The organism is Polaromonas sp. DSP2-3-2b2, assembly GCF_049895905.1.
In the GTDB taxonomy this organism is placed as follows: Bacteria; Pseudomonadota; Gammaproteobacteria; order Burkholderiales; family Burkholderiaceae_C; genus Polaromonas.
The window spans coordinates 41343-62865 of record NZ_JAFCTH010000018.1 but is presented as its reverse complement, the minus strand read 5'-3'; the positions used below and the strand labels follow the sequence as shown (position 1 = coordinate 62865).

Below are 21523 nucleotides of genomic sequence, written 5' to 3'. Positions count from 1 at the left end.
CAACATGTTCGCTTCGCTTCAAAATCCCCTGTCGCTCATCGGCCGCGCCCTGCTGGCGCTGCTGTTCATTCCTGCCGGTTTCAGCAAGATCGGCGGCTTTGCCAAAACTGCAGAGTACATTGCCTCCAAGGGTGTACCGTTTCAAGAAGTGGCCGCCGCCGCCGCCATCGGCATCGAGCTGGGGCTGGGCCTGCTGCTGCTGATCGGCTGGCAGACGCGCTGGGCGGCGCTCGGCATCGCCCTGTTCACCGTCGTCATCACCTTCATTTTTCACAATTTCTGGGCCGTGCCGGCCGAGCAGGTCATGGCGCAGCAGCAGTCCTTCTTCAAGAACATCGCCGTGGTCGGCGGCCTGCTGACTGTGGCTGCTTATGGCGCTGGCGCCTGGAGCGTTGACGGCAATCGGCGGGGTGCGTGATGACCAGCGCCGCCGCTTCCAGCGAGCCGGTCGTTGTCGTCATTTACCACTCCGGCTACGGCCACACCCAGCGCATGGCGCAAGCCGTTGCGGCGGGGGCCGGCGCTGAACTGATCGCCATCGATGCCGAAGGCAACCTGCCGGCGGGCGGCTGGGAGGCGCTGGCCGCCGCCGACGCCATCATCATGGGCTCGCCGACCTACATGGGCAGCGTCAGCTGGCAGTTCAAGAAGTTTGCCGACGCGTCGTCCAAGCCCTGGTACACCGAGACCTGGAAGGACAAGCTGTTCGCCGGCTTCACCAACAGCTCGGCGCCCAACGGCGACAAGTCGTCCACGCTGAACTACTTGTTCACCCTGGCCATGCAGCACGGCGGCATCTGGGTCAGCCAGGGCATCCTGCCCAGCAACAGCAAAGCCGCGCAGCGCAACGACCCCAACTTCCTGGGCTCCTACAGCGGCGCGATGGCGCAGTCGCCGTCGGACGCCGGCGCTGGTGAAATGGCGCCGGGCGACCTGGAAACGGCGCGCAGTTTCGGCGAGCGCGTGGCCGGCGTGGCGGAGCGTTTCCACCGCTGATGCGCGGTGCCTTGCGGCATCACGGCCTGTGCTCATTTTTCAAAAGGAAAATTTATGACGATTGAACTCAGGCTTGACCGCACCGCCAAGCTGGCGCAGACGGTGCATGTCCGCAGCCACCAGCTGGTGGCCGATGTCAGCGAGGCCGACGGCGGCGGCGACACCGGCCCCAGCCCGCATGACCTCTACGATGCAGCGCTGGGAGCCTGCAAGGCCCTGACGGTGATGTGGTACGCCCGCAAGAAAGGCATTCCCGTCGATGACATCCAGACACGGGTCGAGCGCGACGACACGGACGAGCGCAAGGGCATCTACCGCCTGGCCACCACCCTGAAGGTGCATGGCGAACTGAGCGACGCGCAGCTGAAGGAACTCGAAGCCGTGGCGCAGAAGTGCCCGGTTCACAAGCTCATGGCCACGGTCACGACGGAAATCACCACCCGGATGGAGCGCCTGCCATGAGCATTGACCTCAAACTGACCGGACACGACAAGGACCTGGGCGGCGGCTTCCTGGTCAGCCGCCTGCTGCCGGCGGCCAGCCGGCAATCGGTAGGGCCGTTTGTGTTCTTCGACCATTTCGGACCGCTCGATGTGCAGGCCGGCGACAACCATGACGTGCGGCCGCATCCGCACATCGGGCTGGCCACCGTGACCTACCTGTTCGACGGCGCCATCCTGCATCGCGACAGCCTGGGTTCGGTCCAGCGCATCGAGCCCGGCGCCATCAACTGGATGACGGCCGGGCGCGGCATCGTGCATTCCGAAAGGGCGCCCGAAGACCTGACGGACAAGGCTTACCTGCAGCATGGCCTGCAGCTCTGGGCGGCGCTGCCCCAGGCGCATGAAGAGGCGGCGCCCGACTTCGTTCACACGCCCGCCAGCGACATTCCCGTCGTGGCATCAGGCGCGGCCGAGGTGCGCGTACTGATTGGCGGGGCGTTCGGCCAGGCTTCGCCGGTCAGGACCTTCTCGAAAACGGTTTACCTCGACATCAGCCTCGCCGCCGGGGGCCACCTCGACTTGCCACCGCTGGCCGACGAGCTGGCGCTGTATGGCGTGCAGGGCGACCTGGAGGTGGATGGCGAAACGCTGTTGGCGCGCACCCTGGCCATCTGGCGCCTGGCACGACGTCGCGTATCAGCGCCGCAGCGCCCGCGCGTTTCATGGTGCTGGGCGGCGACGCGCTCGACGGGCACCGCCATATCTGGTGGAATTTTGTCTCCAGCCGCAAGGAGCGCATCGTGCAGGCCGGCGATGACTGGTTGGCGCAAACCATGGGGCAGGTCGCCGGCGACCCCGAATTCATCCCCTTGCCAGAGCGCAGGCCGCAACCCGTGCCACCCAAAACGCCTTACCTTTGATTTGTTTTGTAGAACGCGTTCGTTTCAGCCAGCAAACGGATTTTCCAGAGTAGTTTTTTCCTGACCTGAAATAAAACGCCGTCATTCCCGCGCAGGCGGGAATCCAGAAGCTGCGCAAAAGGCGGTAAGACTGGCACGTACCGGACTGGATTCCCGCCTGCGCGGGAATGACGGCAGGGTTGAAGCCTTGCGCGGCAGACCTGACCACGTTTGCAGGTCAGCGCGACATCGATCCAGCATCAAATAGGTCATTTTCGCACGTCCATCATGCGCATACAGCTATTAATTAAGTAGCAAAAATACCAGGCGTTTTGCGCGCCGTGATGGCCTGTCAGGGCGATTTCGCGCCGAGGTCGCGCGCCAGCCGCACGCCGCTGAACTGCCATTGCGCGTCGGGCGGGAAAAAATTGCGGTAACTGGCGCGGATGTGGCTTTGCGGCGTGGCGCAGGAGCCGCCGCGCAGCACGAACTGGTTGCACATGAACTTGCCGTTGTATTCGCCGACCAGCCCCTCCCATGGCCGGTAGCCGGGGTAGGGGTTGTAGTTGGACTGCGTCCATTCCCACACATCGCCCAGCATCTGGGCTGGTGCATCCAGGCTGGCCTGCTGCTGCGGCAGCGGATGGTAAGCCCCGGTTTCCACAAAATTGCCCGGCTTTGCGCTGGAAGCGGGCAGCTGGCGCGCGGCCAGTTCCCATTCAAACTCGGTCGGCAGACGCGCGCCGGCCCAGCGCGCCAGCGCATCCGCTTCAAAATAACAAAGGTGGCAGGCAGGCGTGTTCGGGTCAACGTCCTGCTGCCCCTGCAGCGTGAAATGGCGGTAGCGGCCGCCATCTTCCTGCCAGTAAAGCGGAAGGGTCCGCTGACCCGCCTGCACCCAGTCCCAGCCCATCGACAGCCACAGTTCGGGGCGCCGGTAGCCTCCGTCCGCCATGAATTCGATCAACTCGCCATTGGTGACCAGCCGGCTGGCCAGCTCGAACGGCGCCACATAGGCCGGGTGGCGCGGCGTTTCGTTGTCAAACGCAAATTCGCCGTCCAGGCCAGCGTCAAAGCCATGCGCGATCAGGCCGCCGCCGTAGGCGTGCCAGCGCAGCAACTGGGGCGCGGTGCTGGTGAGCGGCCAGTGCCTCGCATAGGCCGGATGCTGCGGATTGAACGACAGCGCATGCTGGATATCGGTCAGCAGCAGTTCCTGGTGCTGCTGCTCATGGTGCAGGCCCAGGCGAATGAGCTGCGCCAGTTCCGCAAGGTCGGCTTCGGTAGCCCTGGAAATGACGTCAAGCACGCGCATATCGACCTGCGCCCGGTAGGCCAGCACTTCATTGAGCGACGGCCGGCTGATCAGGCCCCGTTGAGGGCGCGGGAACTTGTCGCCCACGCCGTTGTAGTAGCTGTTGTACAGCACGCGAAAGCTCGCATTAAAGGGTTTGAAGCGCGGCTCGAAGCGTTCGAGCACGAAGGTTTCAAAAAACCAGGTCAGGTGCGCCAGGTGCCATTTGGCCGGACTGGCGTCGGGCATGGACTGGAGCTGGCAGTCTTCTGCGCTCAGTGGCTTGATCAGCCGCTCGGTTTGGGTGCGAACTTGTTCAAAGCGCAAGGCCAGCGATGATGCCGGTGCGGCGGTGGGAAGTGCAGATTGATTGGATGGCATGGCGGGTTCCGTCAGGTTGACTCCAACAAGCTTCCCACGGCTCGCGGGTTGGCGCTGTCAGACGATGCGCCTATATCAACCCGGGGTTTGAGTGCCGCATCCACCCCCCGCCTGTCGTCAAACACAAAGCATTCGCCGTCAAAATGCGCCGGGCCGCAGTCTTCAAAATATTTCAGGATGCCGCCGTCGAGCTGATAGACCTGCGCAATGCCGGCCTCACGCAGGTAAATCGCCGCCTTCTCGCAGCGGATGCCGCCGGTGCAAAAACTCACGATGGTCTTGCCGGCCAGCGCGTCCCGGTGGTCGAGCACCGCCTGCGGAAACTCGGTGAACTTTTCCAGCCGCCAGTCGATGGCGTGGCGGAAGGTTCCCGCATCGACTTCATAGGTGTTGCGCGTGTCCAGCATGGCCACCGGCCGGCCGTCATCGTCCTGGCCCTGGTCAAGCCAGCGCTTGAGCGTTCTTGCGTCCACTGCCGGTGCGCGGCCCGCCGAGGGCTGGATGGCCGGGTAGTTCATGCGGATGATTTCGGGTTTGATCTTGACCAGCCGCTTGCCGAAAGGCTGGGTCGTCGACCAGCTTTGCTTGATGTCAAGGTCCTGAAAGCGCGCATCGAGCCGCAGCCATGCCAAAAAATCATGAATAGCCGCGCTGTCGGCAGCCAGGAAAAGATTGATGCCTTCTTCGGCCAGCAGCACGGTTCCCAGGATGTGCCGCGCCGCCAGCGCCTGCGCGATTCCGTCCTTCAGTTCGGGCAACCGGTCCAGCGCCACGAACTTGTACGCGGCAATATTCAGAATATTCATGATGCCGCAATTGTAGGCAGGCGCTCTGGCGGGGTGGCGGCGTCAAGGCTGTATCCCCAGACCTAAAATGAAGCGCATGTTTGTCCATCTAAGAATCCACACCGAGTTTTCAGTCGTTGACGGTACCAACCGCATTGATGAAATTGTTGAAGCCGCTGCCGCCGACCAGCAACCCGCACTGGCCATCACCGACCTGAGCAACCTGTTTGGCACGGTCAAGTTCTACAAGGAAGGGCGCAAGGCCGGCGTCAAGCCGCTGATCGGCGCCGACATCTGGCTCGAATCGCCCGGCAAGGACGCTGGTGCGCCGGCGTCGCGCCTGCTGCTGCTGGTGCAGGACAGCCAGGGCTACCTCAACCTGTGCGAGCTGATCACCCGCGCCTGGACCAAAAACGTGGTGCGCGACCAGGCGATTGTCAAGCTGCAATGGCTGCAGGAACTCAATGAAGGCCTGATTGCGCTGTCGGGCGCGCAGCGCGGCGCCGTCGGCCAGGCGCTGGTGCAGGGCGACAGCGCCCGAGCCATGGAATGCGCCTTGCATCTGTCAGCCATGTTTGCGCAGCGCTTTTACCTGGAGCTGCAGCGCTCCGGGCATCCCGATGACGAACGCCATGTCAGGGCCGCCGTGCAGCTGGCGGCGCAGCTCAAGCTGCCGGTGGTGGCCACGCATCCGGTCCAGTTCCTGACTTATGACGACTACGAGGCGCATGAAGCGCGCGTGTGCATTTCGGAAGGCGAAATCCTGGGCAATGCGCGCCGGGTGCGCAAGTTCACGCGCGAGCAATATTTCAAGTCGTCAAGCCAGATGGAGGCGCTGTTCGCCGATGTGCCGTCGGCGCTGGCCAACACGGTCGAAATCGCCAAGCGCTGCAACCTCACGCTGGAGCTGGGCAAGCCCATGCTGCCCGAATTCCCCACGCCCGAGGTCAATGGCGTTCGCATGGCGCCTGAAGAATATTTTCGCCACACCTCGTTCGAGGGGCTGGAGGAGCGGCTGCTTCACCTGTACCCGAGCCCGTCGGTGCGCGACGCCAAGCGGCCCGAATACGTGGCGCGGCTGGAGTTCGAGATCAACACCATCCTGAAGATGGGGTTTCCGGGCTATTTCCTGATCGTCGGCGACTTCATCCAGTGGGCCAAGGCCAACGGCTGCCCGGTCGGGCCTGGACGCGGTTCCGGCGCCGGCTCGCTGGTGGCGTATGCGCTGAAGATCACCGACCTCGACCCGCTGCGCTACAACCTGCTGTTCGAGCGGTTTTTGAATCCTGAACGCGTCTCGATGCCCGACTTTGACATCGACTTTTGCCAGAGCAACCGCGACCGCGTCATCGACTACGTCAAGGACAAGTACGGCCATGCGGCGGTCAGCCAGATCGTCACCTTCGGCACCATGGCGGCGCGCGCGGCGATTCGCGACGTCGGCCGCGTACTCGATTTTCCCTACGGCTTTTGCGACGGCATTTCCAAGCTGATCCCGAACAAGCCCGGCCAGGCCGTCACGCTGCAGCTGGTGCCGGCGGACCGCAAAAAGAACGACAAGATGGTGTATGCGCTGGAGGCAGAACCCATTCTGGCCGAGCGCGAAAGCAAGGAAGAAGACGTCCGCACGCTGCTGGAACTGGCCCGCAAGCTCGAAGGCCTGACGCGCAACGTCGGCATGCATGCAGGCGGCGTGCTGATCGCGCCGGGCAAGCTCACCGATTTTTGCCCGCTGTACCTGCAGCCCGGCAGCACGTCGGCCGTCAGCCAGTTCGACAAGAACGACGTGGAGGCGATTGGCCTGGTCAAGTTCGACTTCTTGGGGCTGGCAACGCTGACCATCCTGGAAATCGCGCGTGAGTTCATCATGGCGCGCTATCCGGCGCAAAAGGACTTCAAGTTCGAAGACCTGCCGCTCGACGATGCGCGGGTGTACCGGCTGTTTGCCGACGGCAAGACCGAGGCCGTGTTCCAGTTTGAAAGTATCGGCATGCAGCGCATGCTGAAAGACGCCCGGCCCGACCGGCTCGAAGACCTGATCGCGATGAACGCGCTTTACCGTCCCGGCCCGATGGACCTGATTCCGACCTACATTGCCCGCAAGCAGGGCAAGGAAGTGCCCGAATACCCGGACCCGCGCGTCAAGCCGATGCTGGAGGAAACCTACGGCATCATGGTCTACCAGGAGCAGGTGATGCAGACCGCGCAGATCCTGGGCGGCTATTCGCTCGGCGGCGCCGACATGCTGCGCCGCGCGATGGGCAAGAAAGACGAGAAGGAGATGGCCCAGCACAGGGAGATCTTCCGCAAGGGCGCCGGCATCAACGGCCTGAGCGAGGAAAAGGCCGACGAGGTGTTCGACCTGATGGAAAAGTTCGCCGGCTATGGCTTTAACAAGTCGCACTCCGCCGCCTACGCACTGCTGGCCTACCACACCGCCTGGCTCAAAGTGCATTTCCCGGCCGAGTTCTTCGCGGCCAACATGACCGTGGAAATGGACGACACCGACAAGCTGAAAATTTTGTTCGGCGATGCGCAGAAGATGGGCTTGAGCTTCGAAGTGCCCGACATCAACCAGGGCGACTACCGCTTCGAGCCAATCACCGCCAAATCGGTGCGTTATGGCCTGGGCGCCATCAAGGGCACCGGCCAGCAGGCGATTGCCGCCATCGTTGCCGCCCGCAAGGAAGGCGGACCGTTCACCTCGCTGTTTGATTTTTGCCTGCGCGTGGACCGCAGCAAGATGAACAAGCGCACGGTGGAAGCGCTGATCAAGGGCGGCGCTTTTGACAGTCTGCATCTGAACCGCGCCGAACTGATGGCCTCGGTCGAGCGTGCCTTCGATTTTTCCGCCGCCACCCAGGCCAACGCCAACCAGTGCGGGCTGTTCGACATGTCCGACTCGCACGCCGCCAGCACGCAGGAGCCGGAACTGGTCGAGGCGCCGATGTACGGCGTCAAGGCGCGGCTGGTGCTGGAAAAAACCGCCATCGGTTTTTACCTCTCGGGCCACTTGTTTGACGAGGTGGAACACGAAGTGCGGCAGTTCGCCAAGCGCAAGATCGACGACCTGATCGACTCGCGCGACGCGCAGCTGCTGGCCGGCATCGTGACCGACCTGCGCATCATCAACGGCAACCGCGGCAAGCTGATCATCTTCAAGCTCGACGACAAGACCGATGTGCTCGAAGCCTCGGTGGACGAGGCAACTTTCAACGCCAACCGCAACTTGCTGAAGGAAGACGAACTGGTGGTCGTGCAGGGAACGCTGCAGGGCGCGTCCGAGCGTTTTGGCCGGCGCTTCAAGCTTACGCAGGTGTGGGACCTGGAATCGGCGCGCTGCCGCTTCGGCAAGTTCCTGCGCGTCGCGGTCAACGGCACGGCGCCGGACATTTCCAGGCTGGTCAGGGACTTTCCACCGCGCCAGAGCGCCCTGGCCGATCCGTCAGAGCCGGTCCGTGGCCTGCCGGTGCGGCTCAGCCTGCGCCGCCATGGCGCGACGGCTGAGCTGCATCTGGGCGACGCCGCCCGGTTTTTTCCGACCGACGCGGCGCTGGCCAGCTGGACGGCGCAGGCCGACAACGGGCTGGCGCGCATCATTTATGAATGAAATAGTGCTTTTGCGCAGATCGGGCGGGCGTAAACAGCTATCTATTTGATAGTGATGACCGAACCGGCCTAGTTGGGCCGGAATTCAATGATCATGGGCGTCGGCACCCGGCCATCGACATCGCGCGGCAGCGAGCCGGTGCGAACGATGGCCTTGAGCACGGCATCGTCCCAGGCCTTGTTGCCGCTGGATGCGACCAGGCGCTGGCTCATGATGGTGCCATCGGCGGTGGTCCGAACCTCGACTTCCGCCTTCGGGTTGCCCGGGATGTCGTCGTTGAACACCACATTGGGCAGAACCCGCGCCCTGACCTTGCCGGCATAACCCGCCGAAGGGCCGCTGGCTTTGGCCGCGCCGGACGGCCCGTCGGAACCTCCTGCGCCAGCCATGTCCATGATGCGTTTCTGGATGGCCGCCTGGCGTGCCTTTTCCGCGCCTGCAGCGGCGGCGGTGGCCTTTTGTTTTGCGGCTGCGGTGGCCGCTGCTGCCTCTTTCTGCTTTTCGGCATTGGCCGCAGCCGTGGCGGCAGCGGCAGCAGCCTTTTGTTTTTCAGCGGCTGCCTGTTTCTGTTTTTCAGCTGCAGCGGCGGCGGCAGCAGCAGCCTGCTTTTGCTTTTCTGCAGCAGCAGCATTGGCGGCGGCGGTGCGTTTTTCCTTCTCCTTCTCTCTTTCCCTCTCGTTGGCCAGTTGCCGGGCTTCCTGCTTTTTCGCCTCGGCCTTTTCCGCTACTTCCCGGGCCTTGCGATCGGCCAGGTCTTCCCGGGCTTGCTGTTCTTTTTCCTTCTTTCGTTCCTGCTCTTTGGCTTGTCTGGCTTGAAGCTCTGCCTCGCGCTTTTCCTGCAGCTTTTGCGCCTTCAGCACTTCAGCTTCTTTTTGCTGCTGAAGCAGCTTGCGCTTCTTTTCTTTTTCCAGCGCAATGTCCACATCCGGCAGCGGCGGCGTTTCCTTGACTTCAGGCGCTTTGGCCACTGGCGGCGCAGGCCGTGGCGGCGGCGCTGGAGTGGGGGGGGCTGGCGGTGTTGGCTTTGGCGCCGGTGCTGGAGCCGACTCAGGTGCGGGCGGCGGCGGCGGTGGCGCCTGAATCTGCCGGGGCGCGGCCGGTTGCGGCACGCCCGACCACAGTTCGGCTTCAAACGAGGCCGCTTCGTCGGTGCGCTTCCAGTTCACGCCCCAGGTCAGCGCGGCGATCAGCAACGCATGGACCAGCAGCGCCAGCCCGAACGCGCGGGGCGAACCCTTGTCGCGCGGCGGGGCAAATTCAAGGCGTTCTGCGTTGCTGGACATGGCTTTCCGGGGGCGGCGTGCGGTGGTGCGGGGTGAATTATTTGCTGGTCTGTACCGACAGGCCGACACGGGCCACGCCGGCTTTTTGCAGCGTGTCCATGACCTGGACCACGGTTTCGTACTTGATCGATTTGTCGGCGCTGATCACCACCGGCACGGCTTCGGCGCCTTGCGCCTTCACGTCGGGCTCGCGGCTGACGATGTCCGCGGCCACGCCGCCCACGGTGCTTGACACCGTGTCGGTCTTGAAGCGGATCTGCAGGCTTTCATCCTTCTGGATATCGATGCGCACCGGGCTCTGGGGCTGCTTGGACGCCTGACCCACCTTGGGCAGGGCGATCATGCTCGGCGTGATCAAGGGCGCTGTCACCATGAAGATGATGAGCAGCACCAGCATCACGTCGATGAACGGCACCATGTTGATTTCGCTGATGGTGCGGCGGCCCCGGCCGCGTGAACTGACTGCTGGCATGGCGGTTTCCTTAAACTGACGGTGACGGCCGCAGCATGGGCCGCGTTATAACAAGCGTGGAGACATCTTCTCCCCACCAGCAGGGGCCGCGGAGCCGGCTTTGCCGGGCCGCAGGCGCAGCGGCCCCCTCGGGGGGCAGCGCAGTACGCGAAGCGACAAGCGTGGGGGCCATATCTTTAGTGGCCTGAAGGCGACTGCGCGCCCAGGTTGCGCTGCAAAATATTCGAGAATTCTTCGATGAAGGTTTCCAGCCGGTTCGCGATACGGTCGATGTCATGCGCAAAGCGGTTGTAGGCCACCACGGCGGGAATCGCTGCGAACAGCGCAATGGCCGTGGCCACCAGCGCCTCGGCAATGCCGGGCGCGACAGTCGCCAGCGTTACCTGCTCCATCGCCGCCAGTCCGGTGAAGGCATGCATGATGCCCCAGACCGTGCCGAACAGGCCGACGTAGGGCGACACCGAGCCAACCGTGGCCAAGAACGACAAATTCGCCTCGATCGCGTCCATCTCGCGCTGGTAGCTGGCGCGCATGGCGCGGCGCGCGCCGTCGAGCAGCGTGCCGGCGTCGCTGATGTGGCGCTCGCGCAGTTTTTGGTATTCGCGCATGCCGCTGGCAAAGATGCGTTCCATCGAGCCCGAGGTCTTGGCGTTTTGCGCTGCGCCGGCAAACAAATCGTTCAGGCTGGTGCCCGACCAGAAGCCTCGGTCAAACTCATCATTGAGTTGCTGGGCGCGCTTGAGCGCCACGATTTTGCGGAAAATCGCCGCCCAGCTGGCAATCGAAATGCCAATCAGCAGGGCGACGACGGCCTGGACAACCCAGCTGGCATGGAGAAGGAGGCTGACAATGGAGAGGTCTTGGTTCATGTTGAAGCTTTTTTTATCATCAGTTTTTCAGGCTGTCCAGTATGGAAGCGGGAATGCGCCGGGGTTTCAGGCTGTCGCCGTGGACCCAGCCAATGCGTATCAATCCTTCACACAGCAAGGTGGCCGGCCGGTGGTCTGCATGCTCTGATTTTAGTAGCGCCTGCTGCTTGAGGGTCATGGATGCGCGGCCTATTTCGATCATGCTTGCGGTCACCACCAGTTCATCATCGAGACGGGCAGGGCGGTGGTAGCGCAGCGTGGTGTCGGTCACCACGAACATGCAGCCGGTGCTGTCCTTGAGGTTTTGCTGTTGAATGCCGAGTGATCTGAGCCATTCGGTCCGCGCACGTTCAAAAAATTTCAGGTAGTTGGCATAAAAAACAATGCCGCCTGCGTCGGTATCTTCCCAATAGACGCGGATATTCCATTGAAAAATGCCTGCGGGGCGTACAGGCAAAGTCATGCCAGGACAGACTCCAGCCGCGCGACGGCTTCCTTCAGCTGCGCCATGGAGTTGGCGGTTGAAAAGCGCACAAACCGCTTGGGCGCGGCATGGCCGAAATCCCGGCCCGGCGTGACGGCCAGATGGGCGCGTTTCATCAGTTCAAAGGCAAGGTCCCAGCTGCCGCTGACGCCGAGTCGGGCCGCAGCGTTGCTGCAGTCGGCATAAGCGTAAAACGCGCCGTCGGGCATGACCGGCACACGCAAGCCCAGGCGGTTGAGTTCGGGAATGAAGTAGTCGCGGCGCGCCTTGAATTCCGCGCGCCGGCGTTCGTATTCGACCAGGCTTTCAGGCTCGAAGCAGGCCAGCGCGGCATGCTGCGCGACCGTGCTGGCGCAGATGAACAAATTTTGCGCGATGCGCTCGATGACGGGCGCCAGCGCTTCGGGCACCACCAGCCAGCCCAGGCGCCAGCCGGTCATGCTGAAATATTTGCTGAAGCTGTTGATGCTGATGACGCTCTGGCCGAGTTCGCCGGGCAGGGCCAGCGCCGAATGGCCGAAGTGTTCTTCGTAGCTCAGGCCCAGGTAAATTTCGTCGATCAGCGTGATGCCGCCCCGGCTGTGGACGAATTCGTGAATGCTTTTAAATTCTTCAGGCGCAATCGAGGTACCCGTTGGATTCGAGGGTGACGCCAGCAGCACGCCGCGCGTCTTGTCGCTCCACGCAGCTTCGACCTTTTCGCGCGTCAGCTGGAAGCGTTCGTCGGCGGTGGTCGGAATCAGCACCGACGTGCCTTCGGCAGCGCTGACGAAATGCCGGTTGCACGGGTAACTCGGGTCCGGCATCAGGATTTCATCTCCGGATTCGATCAAAGCCAGGCAGGCCAGTTGCAGCGCGGCCGAAGCGCCCGCCGTGATGACGATGCGGCTGGGCGATACGTCGGCACCAAAGCGCGACGCATACCAGCCGCTGATGCGCTCGCGCAAGGCGGGCAGGCCCATCGCCGGGGTGTACTGCGTGTTGCCCTGCGCAATGGCACGGATGGCCGCTTGCTGCACCAGCGGCGGCGCGGTGAAGTCAGGCTCGCCAATATTCAGGAAAATCATCGGCGAGGCGGTGTGGGCCACCTGCTGCGCCAGCGCGCTGGCGGCCTTGGCAACCTCCATGACGTAGAAAGGCTCGATACGGGCGGCCCGCTGGGAAATTTTCAAGGCAGGGCTTTCAGGAGGGACAAGAAACAGGTTTTCAAGCCTGGCGCGATTGGTCGGCAGCGACTTCCCTGGCGCGCAGCGAAGGCGCCATCTTGTGCAGCACGCCATTGACGTATTTGTGGCCGTCGGTGCCGCCAAAAGCCTTGGCCAGCTCGATGCATTCGTTGATCACGACGCGGTAAGGCACGTCCAGGCAATGGGTGAATTCATAGGCGCCAATCCACAAAATGGCGTGTTCGACCGGGGAAATCTCGGCCATCTTGCGGTCGAGCAAGGGCAAGATATGCTCATCCAGCACTTTTTCAGATTCAACGCAGCCGTGAAATAAGGCGTCGTAATGGGCCGAATCCGCTTTGTGAAAGCCCACCAGGTCGCGGGTGAAGGCGTCAATCGAGTCCGCCGGGTTTTGACCCACCTGGTGCTGGTACAGCGCTTGCAAGGCAAATTCACGCGCACGCGTGCGGGCCGATTTGTCGGCGGCCTTTTTGACGCCGGTATCGGTCAGGCCGGTGCGGGTTTGCGGAGGTCGTTTGGTTTTGATGAGGGGTTCGGCCATGAAGCTCCGTTTGATTTTTGTAGGAAGGGATGTTCAGGCAAGGTCGTCGAGCAGGTTCGCCATTTCGACCGCCACGCGCGCCGCGTCGCGGCCTTTTTCCTCTTGGCGCGCCTCGGCTTGCGCCAGGTTTTCAACCGTCAGGATCGCATTGGCAATCGGCAACTGGTAGTCCAGCGCCAGGCGCGTCACGGCCGAACCGCTTTCGTTGGCGACCATTTCGAAGTGGTAGGTTTCGCCGCGAATGATGCAGCCCAGGGCAATCAGCGCATCGAAACTTTCGGTTTCCGCCAGCGCCTGCAACGCGCAGGGCACTTCCAGCGCGCCAGGAACCTTGACATGGGTAATGTTTTTTTCCTTCACGCCCAGTGCTTCGAGTTCCTGAAGACACGCTGCCGCCAGGATATTGGTGATGCTTTCATTGAAGCGCGCCTGCACGATCCCGATCGAAAGTTTTGTGCCGTCGAGCTTTTCGCCCGGGCCTTTGTCTGCATTGAGCATGGAGCGCTTTCCTTAAACAGTTTCGGGTTGGGGCTGGGCCTGGGTCTTGCCGATGTAGCCGACGATCTCCAGGCCATAGCCGTTCATGCTCGGCATGCGGCGTGGATTGCCCATCAGCTGCATTTTCTGCACGCCGCATTCACGCAGGATCTGCGCGCCCACGCCGTAGGTGCGCAAGTCCATGCGGCCGCGTTCTGGCGCCTGGGCGGCTCTGGCGGTGCCTTCAAACTGCGACATGAGCTGAACAGCGCTCTCGCCGCAGTTCAGCAGCACCGCCACGCCCCGGCCTTCAGATTCGATGTGCTGCAGGCTCTGGTCCAGGCTCCACGAATGCATGGTGCGGCCGGTTTCCAGCAGGTCCAGCACCGACAGCGGCTCGTGCACGCGCACCGCCACGGTGTCGTCGGCGGCCCATTGTCCCTTGACCAGTGCAAGGTGCAGTTCGTGGCTGGTCTTGTCACGGAAGGCGTGGGCTGAAAATTCGCCGAAAGCGGTCTGCAGCGTGCGGCTGCCGACCTTTTCAAGCAGCGATTCGGTGCGGCTGCGGTGTGCGATCAGGTCAGCAATGGTGCCAATCTTCAGGCCATGCGCGGCGGCGAACACCTGCAGATCCGGCAACCGGGCCATGGTGCCGTCGTCGTTCATGATCTCGCAGATCACCGCTGCTGGCGAACAGCCGGCCATGCCTGCCAGGTCGCAACCCGCCTCGGTGTGGCCGGCGCGCATCAGCACACCGCCATCGACGGCCTGCAGCGGAAAGATGTGGCCGGGCTGCACCAGGTCGCTGGCCTTTGCATCGCTGGCCACTGCCGCCTGTACGGTGCGTGAGCGGTCTGCGGCTGAAATGCCGGTGGTCACGCCTTCTGCCGCTTCAATCGACACGGTGAAGGCGGTTGAATACTGGGCGCCGTTGCGCGCCACCATGGGCGGGAGGTGCAGCCGTTCGCAGCGCTCGCGCGTCAGGGTGAGGCAGATCAGGCCACGGCCAAACCGGGCCATGAAGTTGATGGCCTCAGGCGTCACATGGTCGGCGGCCAGCACCAGGTCGCCTTCGTTTTCACGGTCTTCTTCGTCAACCAAAATGACCATGCGGCCGGCGCGCATGTCAGCGACGATGTCTTCAACAGGAGAAATCAAGGGGGTCATTTAGAGAGTTGCTTGTTTGAGGGGAGAGTCCTGGAGCATGCGCTCGACATAGCGCGCGATCAGGTCGATTTCCAGGTTGACCGGCGAGCCCTGGGCCAGCTGGCCCAGCGCGGTATTTTCGACGGTATGGGGAATCAGGTTGATGCTGATCTCGCAGCCCGGCGCCTCGTCGGCCTCGCCCGCCAGGTCCTGCACCCGGTTCACCGTCAGGCTCACGCCGTTGACGGTGATCGAGCCTTTGTAGGCCAGGTACTTGCCCAGCGATTGCGGCGCACGGATGCGAAGCTCCCAGCTTTCGCCAACCTGGGCGAAATGCGTGACGCGGCCAATGCCATCGACATGGCCTGAGACGATGTGGCCGCCGAGCCGGTCATGGGCGCGCAGGGCTTTTTCAAGGTTGATGATGCCGGGCTCGGCCAGGCCGCAGGTCTTGTCCAGCGATTCGGCGGAGATATCAATGGTGAACTGGTTGTGGATGGGGTCCAGCGTTGTGGCCGTCATGCAGGCGCCGTTGAGCGCAATGCTGTCGCCCAAACCCACGTCATCGAGATAACCCGGAGGTGTTTCGATGGTGAGACGATTGCCATGAAGTGAAGAGCTGCCCAGGCGATGGATGGCGACGATGCGCCCCATGCCGGTGATAATTCCGGTAAACATGCGAGTATTTTCGCAGGGAAAAGAGGCAGAACGCCCGGGCGGGCATGAAAGGCATGGAAAAGGCTGTCAGATCGCTGTGAGCTGCCCTGACGAAAAGGCGGCTAGAACTGATCGCGCCCCGCGACACGGGCCACGATTCGCAAGTCGGCGCCTACCCTGTCCGTCGATTGAAACTGCAGCTCAACCGCCTCGGAAAGCGACTGCAACGGGCCGAATGAGGCCATGCCTTGGCCAGGGCCGAGCAGCTTGGGCGCCAGGTAAACCAGAAATTCATCGACCAGCCCGGCGCGGATCAGCGAGCCATTGAGCTTGCTGCCGGCCTCGACATGCAGCTCGTTGATCTCGCGGCGGCCCAAGTCAAGCATCATCGCGGCCAAGTCCACCTTGCCATTCGCGTCAGGCAGCATCACCACGGTGGCGCCGCACGCTTCGAGCGCCGTCTTTTTTGCATCATTTTGGACTGCAGCGTATATCAGGCAAACGCGGCCAGCTATGAAAAGATGAGCGTCCAGCGGCGTCTGCAGCCGGCTGTCCACCACGACGATGTGCGGCTGGCGGGGCGTGACCACTTCGCGCACGTCAAGGCGGGGGTTGTCTTCAAGCACGGTGCCGATGCCTGTCAGCACCGCGCAGGCGCGCGCGCGCCAGGCATGGCCGTCGGCGCGGGCGTCAGGCGAGGTGATCCACTGGCTCTGACCATTGGACAGCGCCGTCGTGCCATCCAGCGAAGCCGCCACTTTCATGCGCACCCACGGGGTCTTGCGAATCATGCGGCTGAAAAAGCCGATGTTGAGTTCGCGAGATTCAGCCGCGCCGGGGCCGACTTCGACCTCGATGCCGGCGGCGCGCAGGCGTGCAAAGCCCTGGCCTGAGACGAGCGGGTTGGGGTCGGCGATGGAGGCGACGACTTTTTTGATGCCTGCGGCAATCAGCGCATCGCAGCACGGGCCGGTTCGGCCGTGGTGGGAGCAGGGCTCCAGCGTAACGTAGGCGGTGGCGCCGCGTACTGAATGGCCTTGTGCTGCTGAGTCGCGCAGGGCCATGATTTCGGCGTGGGGGCTGCCTGCGCGCTGGGTGTGGCCTTGGCCAAGCGCATGCTCTGTTGATGATGTGATAACGCAGCCTACGCGCGGATTGGGAGAGGTGAGGTCAAGGCTTTGGGCGGCAAGAGCCAATGCTTGTTGGATTGAGTCGAGCATAGGACTCAATTGTCACCTGCCCTGCAGCGTTGCAATGCGAATCAGCGCCAACACTCAGCAATAACACTGGAACTGGTGGACGTAGAGACCCCCTTGGCTCCAGTGTGTTTGACTGACAAAACTCCACACTTGGTATCGTTGCTTTGCGCACCTGTCGGCGTCGCCTCAATTATGTAAGTGGACGCTGTCGGTTCGCCAGTTGCAAAAGCAAAGCCGTAGAGCCCAGTTAACTCTGCTTGGCAACCTGGCGTAGGTAGGGCTACAGCATAAGACATTGCTGTTGCATATTGCCGCTCCATGAATTGCGCCATCTCCATCAAGCACGCGCCTGCAGTCACGCGGCGAGTCCGTACAACATACTCCTGATAACTCGGCAGAGCAATGGCTGCCAAAATGCCAATGATTGCGACTGTGATCATGAGTTCAATTAACGTAAAGCCCAGCTGAAAACGTTTTTGCATAGTAATTAGTCCCTAATAATTTCACGCCAGGAAATGCGCCCCTTAAGCGGCGTAAGACCCAGATTGACGCCGACGTCTGCGACGCGTTTGTCTAGGTCTGGACTGGTGCCACCTACGACTAGTCTGCCGCCTATCAAAGTGGGTCGACTTGGCAGTCCAATCCCCAGATCAACTGATCCAATAAATAAAGTTGAGAGCAAATCATCCGTAAAATTTTTGTTGTTGTTGACATCCAGAATGCCCTTGGTAATTGAACCGCCACTGAACGGGCTGATGGCATTGAGATAACCCGAGCCTCCGGGTATGCAGGGGTCATTGGCCGCGGGGATGAGCGAGCTAGACACCAGCACTGGTATAGCCAACTTGTAAACGATGGGCTCTGTGATCATGCGCTCACCCGGGGGAGCTGTGAAATCCAAGTACCATCCCTTTTTTCCGATCATGTCACCGGTAGTAGCAGCGGAAAAGGCGCGTACCGGTTTGCCGGCAAAGGTTCCAGAGGCGGCCACGGTACGTTCACGCATTTGTGTCCGGTCAGAAATAGCGGCGCCTTCGTCAATTAATCCATACCAAGTTTCGACAGCAGTGTCAGCCGGGTCCCCCGTACGGAAATACGAGCCCGTGCCAAAAAAGACAAAGCGTTTGCCTTCGTGGGTGTCACCGCTTACGGTGTCATTCGCTACGGTGACAGGCGCAGTGATTGGTTGGCGGTTGTCTGCTGTATCTTTTGCAACAAACAACGGACTACCACTTAGAGCAACCGACCATGCGCTGCTGGTGCCTGCGCTAACGTCAAACTTCCAAACATTGCCTTTAAGGTCGCCAGCATAAATATAGTCAATGGTGCCATCGCTATTGGCATCAAATACGCTTGGTGTTGCCAAGCCATTGTCGCCGCCAGCCAAGGTGTCGATCTTTCTGACGGTGATCTGGCCGCTGCTGTCTAATAAAAAAATATACAACACAGCCTTGCCACTGGTGCTGTTGTAGCCGTTGCCTACTATGACGGCGCCTGTGCCATTGTTCATTTTTGCATAGATCGGTCGCCCCAGCATGAGTCCGAGATCTGCATCTGCGGCAGCAGCGGTGCTGCCAGCGGGCGTGTATTCCCAGAGAAAATTCGAACTGCCAAAGCTGGTTGGGGTGGTGACATTAAGCCCAAACAAACCCTTGCCACCCCGGCCAAGCGCTGCGAAAAGCAGATTGCTGTTTCCTGTTTGTGCTGTCTTGGGAGATACCACCACATCGCCATCAACCAAGAATTCATGGATGTAGCCGGGCGAGGCTCGGTTTTTGAGTCGCGATACGACTTCGGCCGGAATAAAACCAAACAACTCAGTGCCAGCACTATTTGCGACGCTGCCGTTGCTGCCTTTGAACGCATGCAGCATGCCGTCATTCGCGTTGACATAAATGGTGCCGCTGTCTTTTTCGTAAAAAGGCGACGAGTGCACGATGTCGCCTAACACGTGGGTAGACCGATTACGGAAGTTGCCCGAGTTCTTCAGCTCTTTGGTTCGCACCCCGCGCAGGTAATCGACGACATCCTGGCTGTTGTCGACTGTTGTGGATATGTCAGCATCCAGCAGAGCCTTGTCGGCAGACGCCAATTCACTCCACAAAAACTCTTTGGTGGTTGCGCTTGTGGTCCGAATAAACAGTTTGCGTGAGGCGGGTGCTGGCATCCTGGCAGAGGCTTCCCATTCGGTGCTGGTACTGACACCTGAGCTGGTCACAGGGTAAGCAACCAGATCGCCCGACCAGTAGCTGGAATCAAAGCGCGCCTGAAAAACGCGGGAATCGGTCGTTATGCTGGAGCTGTTGGCAATAACGTTGCTGGCGCTGGAGTTGGTTTCAAAGATGCTGTCGAATGCTTTCTTGAGCGATTCTTTGAGCTTCAACGGATTTTGTACGAGGAAGTACGTGTCGGGCACACCGTTGCCGTCCGCATCCCATTCGCTGGGCAGATCTGGCTTGCCGTTGTTATTTTTGTCGTTATAGCCCCCCATTTGGCGGCGAACCACAACGGATCTTTCAGCAGTGTGGCCGTGCCAGCCGTGCCGGGGCTAAAGTTTATTTGGCTTTTGTCCAGTGGGCTGGTACCGCCAATATAGGGCAGTTTCCCGCAATCCGATGGCGGATTGGTTAGGTTGCAGTAACCGGGGTCTCTGCCCGGTGGCACGTTCAAAAAATAAGGGATACTAACATTCTCGTCCTGCACAACCAAGTAAACACCGTCTTTGGAAGTGCCTGAGATGATGTAACCCATATTCTGCTGGATTCCACCTGCTTGATATAGTGGCTTAACCATAACAGTAAGCGTGTTGTCGCTATTGGCCGTGACTGCATATTCGGTAATAGCATCCATGTCGTGGTCGGCGCCCTGTTCCACGTCTTCAAAGTTGATACGGAACTTTGCGTAGTAACGTCCACCATTAACGCTGCTGTCGGCGTCACTTGTGCCTGAGTTGGCTATGGTTTCTACATAAAAATCGACTATCTGGTCTGTTGGCTGGAAATCGCCTTTGGTAGAAGAGATGCTGGAGCCGCCGACCGACTTGGCAAACGGCACCAGGGTGATGACTTTCCCGTTGGGTAGTTTGGCTTCGATGCGCGGAAGCGGCGAGGCCAACGCCACGCTGTAAGTGTCGATGTTTTGAATACCCCGCAGATCGCTGCGCAAGTCCGTGCGTTTGGCGAAGTAAGCAACCGAGGCAGAATAATAACTACCCTGTTTGGTGGGTTCTTCCGGGGCAAGCCCGCGAATTTTGCCCAGTGATGTGACGTTCTTCGCTGTTGGCGCTGAATCGTAAGCCGAGTCCGACTCTCCAATAAAACGTTTCCCGGTAATTTGTGATTCCACAGCGGTAATCGTGCCGCCTTCCGTTGTGACATTAAGGCCAGTCAGATCGCCAGAGAAACTGGCAAATGAACTGCCGGGCAGTTGGTCCGAATCAAAAGAGGGATTGATGTCCGAAATTGTCAGGAAATTGGCCTTGGCGCACCATGGGGCTTTTGCAGCACTTGTGCTGGTATAGGGGTCGTCCCACGGCACAGTGGACAAGCCAACCTGCCTGTCAATTGTTCCTGTGGAGGTGTAATCAGAAGTGGCGGCATTCTTGCCTGCAAAATAGCGTACACCCTCGTACATCATTTCGCCGATTGGGTTGCCCCAGTCCGGGAAATTACCTTCTGCCATCGCCGAGGTAGTTAGCCAGCCACCTTTGTATGACTGGTCGGTCTTGGTATTGTTGAAGTCACGAATACGGAGGCGGTCAAACGTTCCCACGATTTTTGCATTGCTGGCAAAGATGCCTGTAGACGAGTCCACTTCATCTGCGAATGAAGAAACTACTTTCCGCAGTAACCCACCCGACATATTTTTATCATAGCTGCCTGTAATTAGTCCAAACAGCATAGAGTTATTTTCACCATAGTCGTGAAGCAGGCCAATTGGTTTGTACTTGGTGCCGTATTGTTTGCAACCCTCTTTGTAAGTGTTAGTGCAGACTTCAACTCGTACGGTGTAATCATCACGCGAGCCGCCGTGCGTGCCATCTAATACGGGTCTTTCTTTAGATGCCCAATCCCATACTCGTTTGTTAGAGTCTTTTACAACTGCCAATAGTGGTGGCAAATCGCTACAATTGTTCAATGTCGAACAATCAGTACTCGCATTAGCTGTGAGGTTGCCGAAGAAATGGCGTTTACCATCTTCTGGTTGCGGAATTGGCGTGTAGTCTCTAATCCTGTAACCATCGACCGCTAGGCTCGTATATTCTTTGGCCCAAGAATGTGCATCCTGAGGAATATATGCGCGGCGCAAAATGGTTTTAGTTGCGCTGTCAACTTCGCGGTAACCGCCGTAGAGCACTTTGCGCAGTGAGTCGATGCGGCTGGTGGTAATGTAGTTAAGCCAGTTGCCGGACCACTGACCTTTGTCTCTATCGTTAGTGCATCTTCCAGTGCTGGTGGTGGATTTTGGTTCAAAATAGCCCGAATTACCCTGATCCTTGCCGTTGTCTTGGTAGCAGAGCGTTGAGTCAAACAGGCCGAAATAAGTGATGCTGGGTTTGAATCGAATATCAATGGAGCCGTCCTCATCGATATCGGCGGTATCGTTATAGGCTTCGTAAAACAGCTTGTGATCTTTTCCGGCCACCAACATCACCATCGGCTTAGCGCTGATTTGCGTGACCAAAGGTGTGTTGGGTATGGTCACTGCGATAGATGCAAAAGCGGCGAACGCTGTAGCAGTGAGCGCCACAGACTTGACGCTGAAGGCAAAGTAGTTGCTGAACTTCATGGTAGTACCTTG

Annotated in this window: 19 protein-coding genes and 1 pseudogene; 5 read left to right on the top strand and 15 right to left on the bottom strand. The window is 60.4% G+C overall.

Translation table 11 applies throughout. The features are described from left to right. Nucleotides 1–4 precede the first annotated feature (4 nt). The 4 genes and pseudogenes from ACP7AD_RS14380 to ACP7AD_RS14365 all read left to right on the top strand — a co-directional run bounded on the left by ACP7AD_RS14380 (nucleotide 5) and on the right by ACP7AD_RS14365 (nucleotide 2359). Complete coding sequence (locus tag ACP7AD_RS14380) at nucleotides 5–418, top strand: DoxX family protein (protein WP_426148382.1); 414 nt, start codon at nucleotides 5–7, stop codon at nucleotides 416–418. Continuing rightward, on the top strand, nucleotides 418–996 hold the full coding sequence (locus tag ACP7AD_RS14375; protein WP_426148383.1) for a flavodoxin family protein: 579 nt from the start codon (nucleotides 418–420) through the stop codon (nucleotides 994–996). The genes ACP7AD_RS14380 and ACP7AD_RS14375 overlap by 1 nt, the downstream gene beginning before the upstream one ends. A gap of 54 nt (nucleotides 997–1050) precedes the next feature. Then, nucleotides 1051–1458 (top strand): OsmC family protein, encoded by a 408-nt coding sequence (locus ACP7AD_RS14370; protein ID WP_426148384.1) that lies wholly within the window; start codon nucleotides 1051–1053, stop codon nucleotides 1456–1458. Continuing rightward, nucleotides 1455–2359 (top strand): annotated as a pseudogene (locus tag ACP7AD_RS14365) (pirin family protein). Before ACP7AD_RS14370 ends, ACP7AD_RS14365 begins: the two are co-directional and overlap by 4 nt. Nucleotides 2360–2690: 331 nt before the next feature. On the opposite strand, the gene egtB reads toward ACP7AD_RS14365, so the two are convergent. Together egtB and ACP7AD_RS14355 are read right to left on the bottom strand one after the other, a co-directional pair. Then, nucleotides 2691–4013, bottom strand: coding sequence for an ergothioneine biosynthesis protein EgtB (gene egtB / locus ACP7AD_RS14360; protein WP_426148385.1), 1323 nt, complete (start codon nucleotides 4011–4013; stop codon nucleotides 2691–2693). Nucleotides 4014–4024: 11 nt separating this feature from the next. Next, entirely contained in the window at nucleotides 4025–4822 is a 798-nt protein-coding gene (locus ACP7AD_RS14355) for a sulfurtransferase (protein WP_426148433.1), read from the bottom strand. Between the two features lie 73 nt (nucleotides 4823–4895). On the opposite strand from ACP7AD_RS14355, the gene dnaE reads away from it, so the two are divergent. Beyond that, nucleotides 4896–8408, top strand: a complete 3513-nt coding sequence (gene dnaE / locus ACP7AD_RS14350; RefSeq protein WP_426148386.1) for a DNA polymerase III subunit alpha — start codon at nucleotides 4896–4898, stop codon at nucleotides 8406–8408. Between the two features lie 68 nt (nucleotides 8409–8476). Here dnaE and tolA read toward each other — a convergent pair whose 3' ends face one another. From tolA to ACP7AD_RS14285, 13 genes are all read right to left on the bottom strand, one after another. Next, complete coding sequence (gene tolA, locus ACP7AD_RS14345; RefSeq protein WP_426148387.1) at nucleotides 8477–9691, bottom strand: cell envelope integrity protein TolA; 1215 nt, start codon at nucleotides 9689–9691, stop codon at nucleotides 8477–8479. A gap of 37 nt (nucleotides 9692–9728) precedes the next feature. Continuing rightward, nucleotides 9729–10163 (bottom strand): biopolymer transporter ExbD, encoded by a 435-nt coding sequence (locus ACP7AD_RS14340; RefSeq protein WP_426148388.1) that lies wholly within the window; start codon nucleotides 10161–10163, stop codon nucleotides 9729–9731. A gap of 176 nt (nucleotides 10164–10339) precedes the next feature. Continuing rightward, a complete protein-coding gene (gene tolQ, locus ACP7AD_RS14335) occupies nucleotides 10340–11032 on the bottom strand; it encodes a protein TolQ (RefSeq protein ID WP_029524047.1) in 693 nt (230 codons plus the stop codon). 19 nt (nucleotides 11033–11051) lie between these two features. Next, nucleotides 11052–11495, bottom strand: a complete 444-nt coding sequence (gene ybgC / locus ACP7AD_RS14330) for a tol-pal system-associated acyl-CoA thioesterase (protein ID WP_426148389.1) — start codon at nucleotides 11493–11495, stop codon at nucleotides 11052–11054. Further along, the gene (locus ACP7AD_RS14325; protein WP_426148390.1) at nucleotides 11492–12688 is read right to left on the bottom strand and encodes a pyridoxal phosphate-dependent aminotransferase; all 1197 of its coding nucleotides are present in this window, start codon (nucleotides 12686–12688) and stop codon (nucleotides 11492–11494) included. The genes ybgC and ACP7AD_RS14325 overlap by 4 nt, the downstream gene beginning before the upstream one ends. A 34-nt stretch (nucleotides 12689–12722) precedes the next feature. Continuing rightward, entirely contained in the window at nucleotides 12723–13244 is a 522-nt protein-coding gene (gene nusB / locus ACP7AD_RS14320; RefSeq protein WP_426148391.1) for a transcription antitermination factor NusB, read from the bottom strand. Nucleotides 13245–13277: 33 nt separating this feature from the next. Further along, nucleotides 13278–13742: a 6,7-dimethyl-8-ribityllumazine synthase gene (gene ribH / locus ACP7AD_RS14315; RefSeq protein WP_426148392.1), complete on the bottom strand. Its 465-nt coding sequence runs from the start codon at nucleotides 13740–13742 to the stop codon at nucleotides 13278–13280. 12 nt (nucleotides 13743–13754) lie between these two features. Further along, the gene (gene ribBA, locus ACP7AD_RS14310) at nucleotides 13755–14888 is read right to left on the bottom strand and encodes a bifunctional 3,4-dihydroxy-2-butanone-4-phosphate synthase/GTP cyclohydrolase II (RefSeq protein ID WP_426148393.1); all 1134 of its coding nucleotides are present in this window, start codon (nucleotides 14886–14888) and stop codon (nucleotides 13755–13757) included. Continuing rightward, nucleotides 14889–15545, bottom strand: coding sequence for a riboflavin synthase (locus ACP7AD_RS14305; RefSeq protein ID WP_426148394.1), 657 nt, complete (start codon nucleotides 15543–15545; stop codon nucleotides 14889–14891). A 101-nt stretch (nucleotides 15546–15646) separates the two neighbouring features. Further along, nucleotides 15647–16744, bottom strand: a complete 1098-nt coding sequence (gene ribD, locus ACP7AD_RS14300) for a bifunctional diaminohydroxyphosphoribosylaminopyrimidine deaminase/5-amino-6-(5-phosphoribosylamino)uracil reductase RibD (protein ID WP_426148395.1) — start codon at nucleotides 16742–16744, stop codon at nucleotides 15647–15649. 41 nt (nucleotides 16745–16785) lie between these two features. Next, entirely contained in the window at nucleotides 16786–17205 is a 420-nt protein-coding gene (locus ACP7AD_RS14295; protein WP_426148396.1) for a type IV pilin protein, read from the bottom strand. 5 nt (nucleotides 17206–17210) lie between these two features. Next, on the bottom strand, nucleotides 17211–19214 hold the full coding sequence (locus ACP7AD_RS14290) for a pilus assembly protein (RefSeq protein ID WP_426148434.1): 2004 nt from the start codon (nucleotides 19212–19214) through the stop codon (nucleotides 17211–17213). Continuing rightward, the gene (locus ACP7AD_RS14285; protein ID WP_426148397.1) at nucleotides 19103–21511 is read right to left on the bottom strand and encodes a hypothetical protein; all 2409 of its coding nucleotides are present in this window, start codon (nucleotides 21509–21511) and stop codon (nucleotides 19103–19105) included. Before ACP7AD_RS14285 ends, ACP7AD_RS14290 begins: the two co-directional genes overlap by 112 nt. Nucleotides 21512–21523 lie beyond the last annotated feature (12 nt).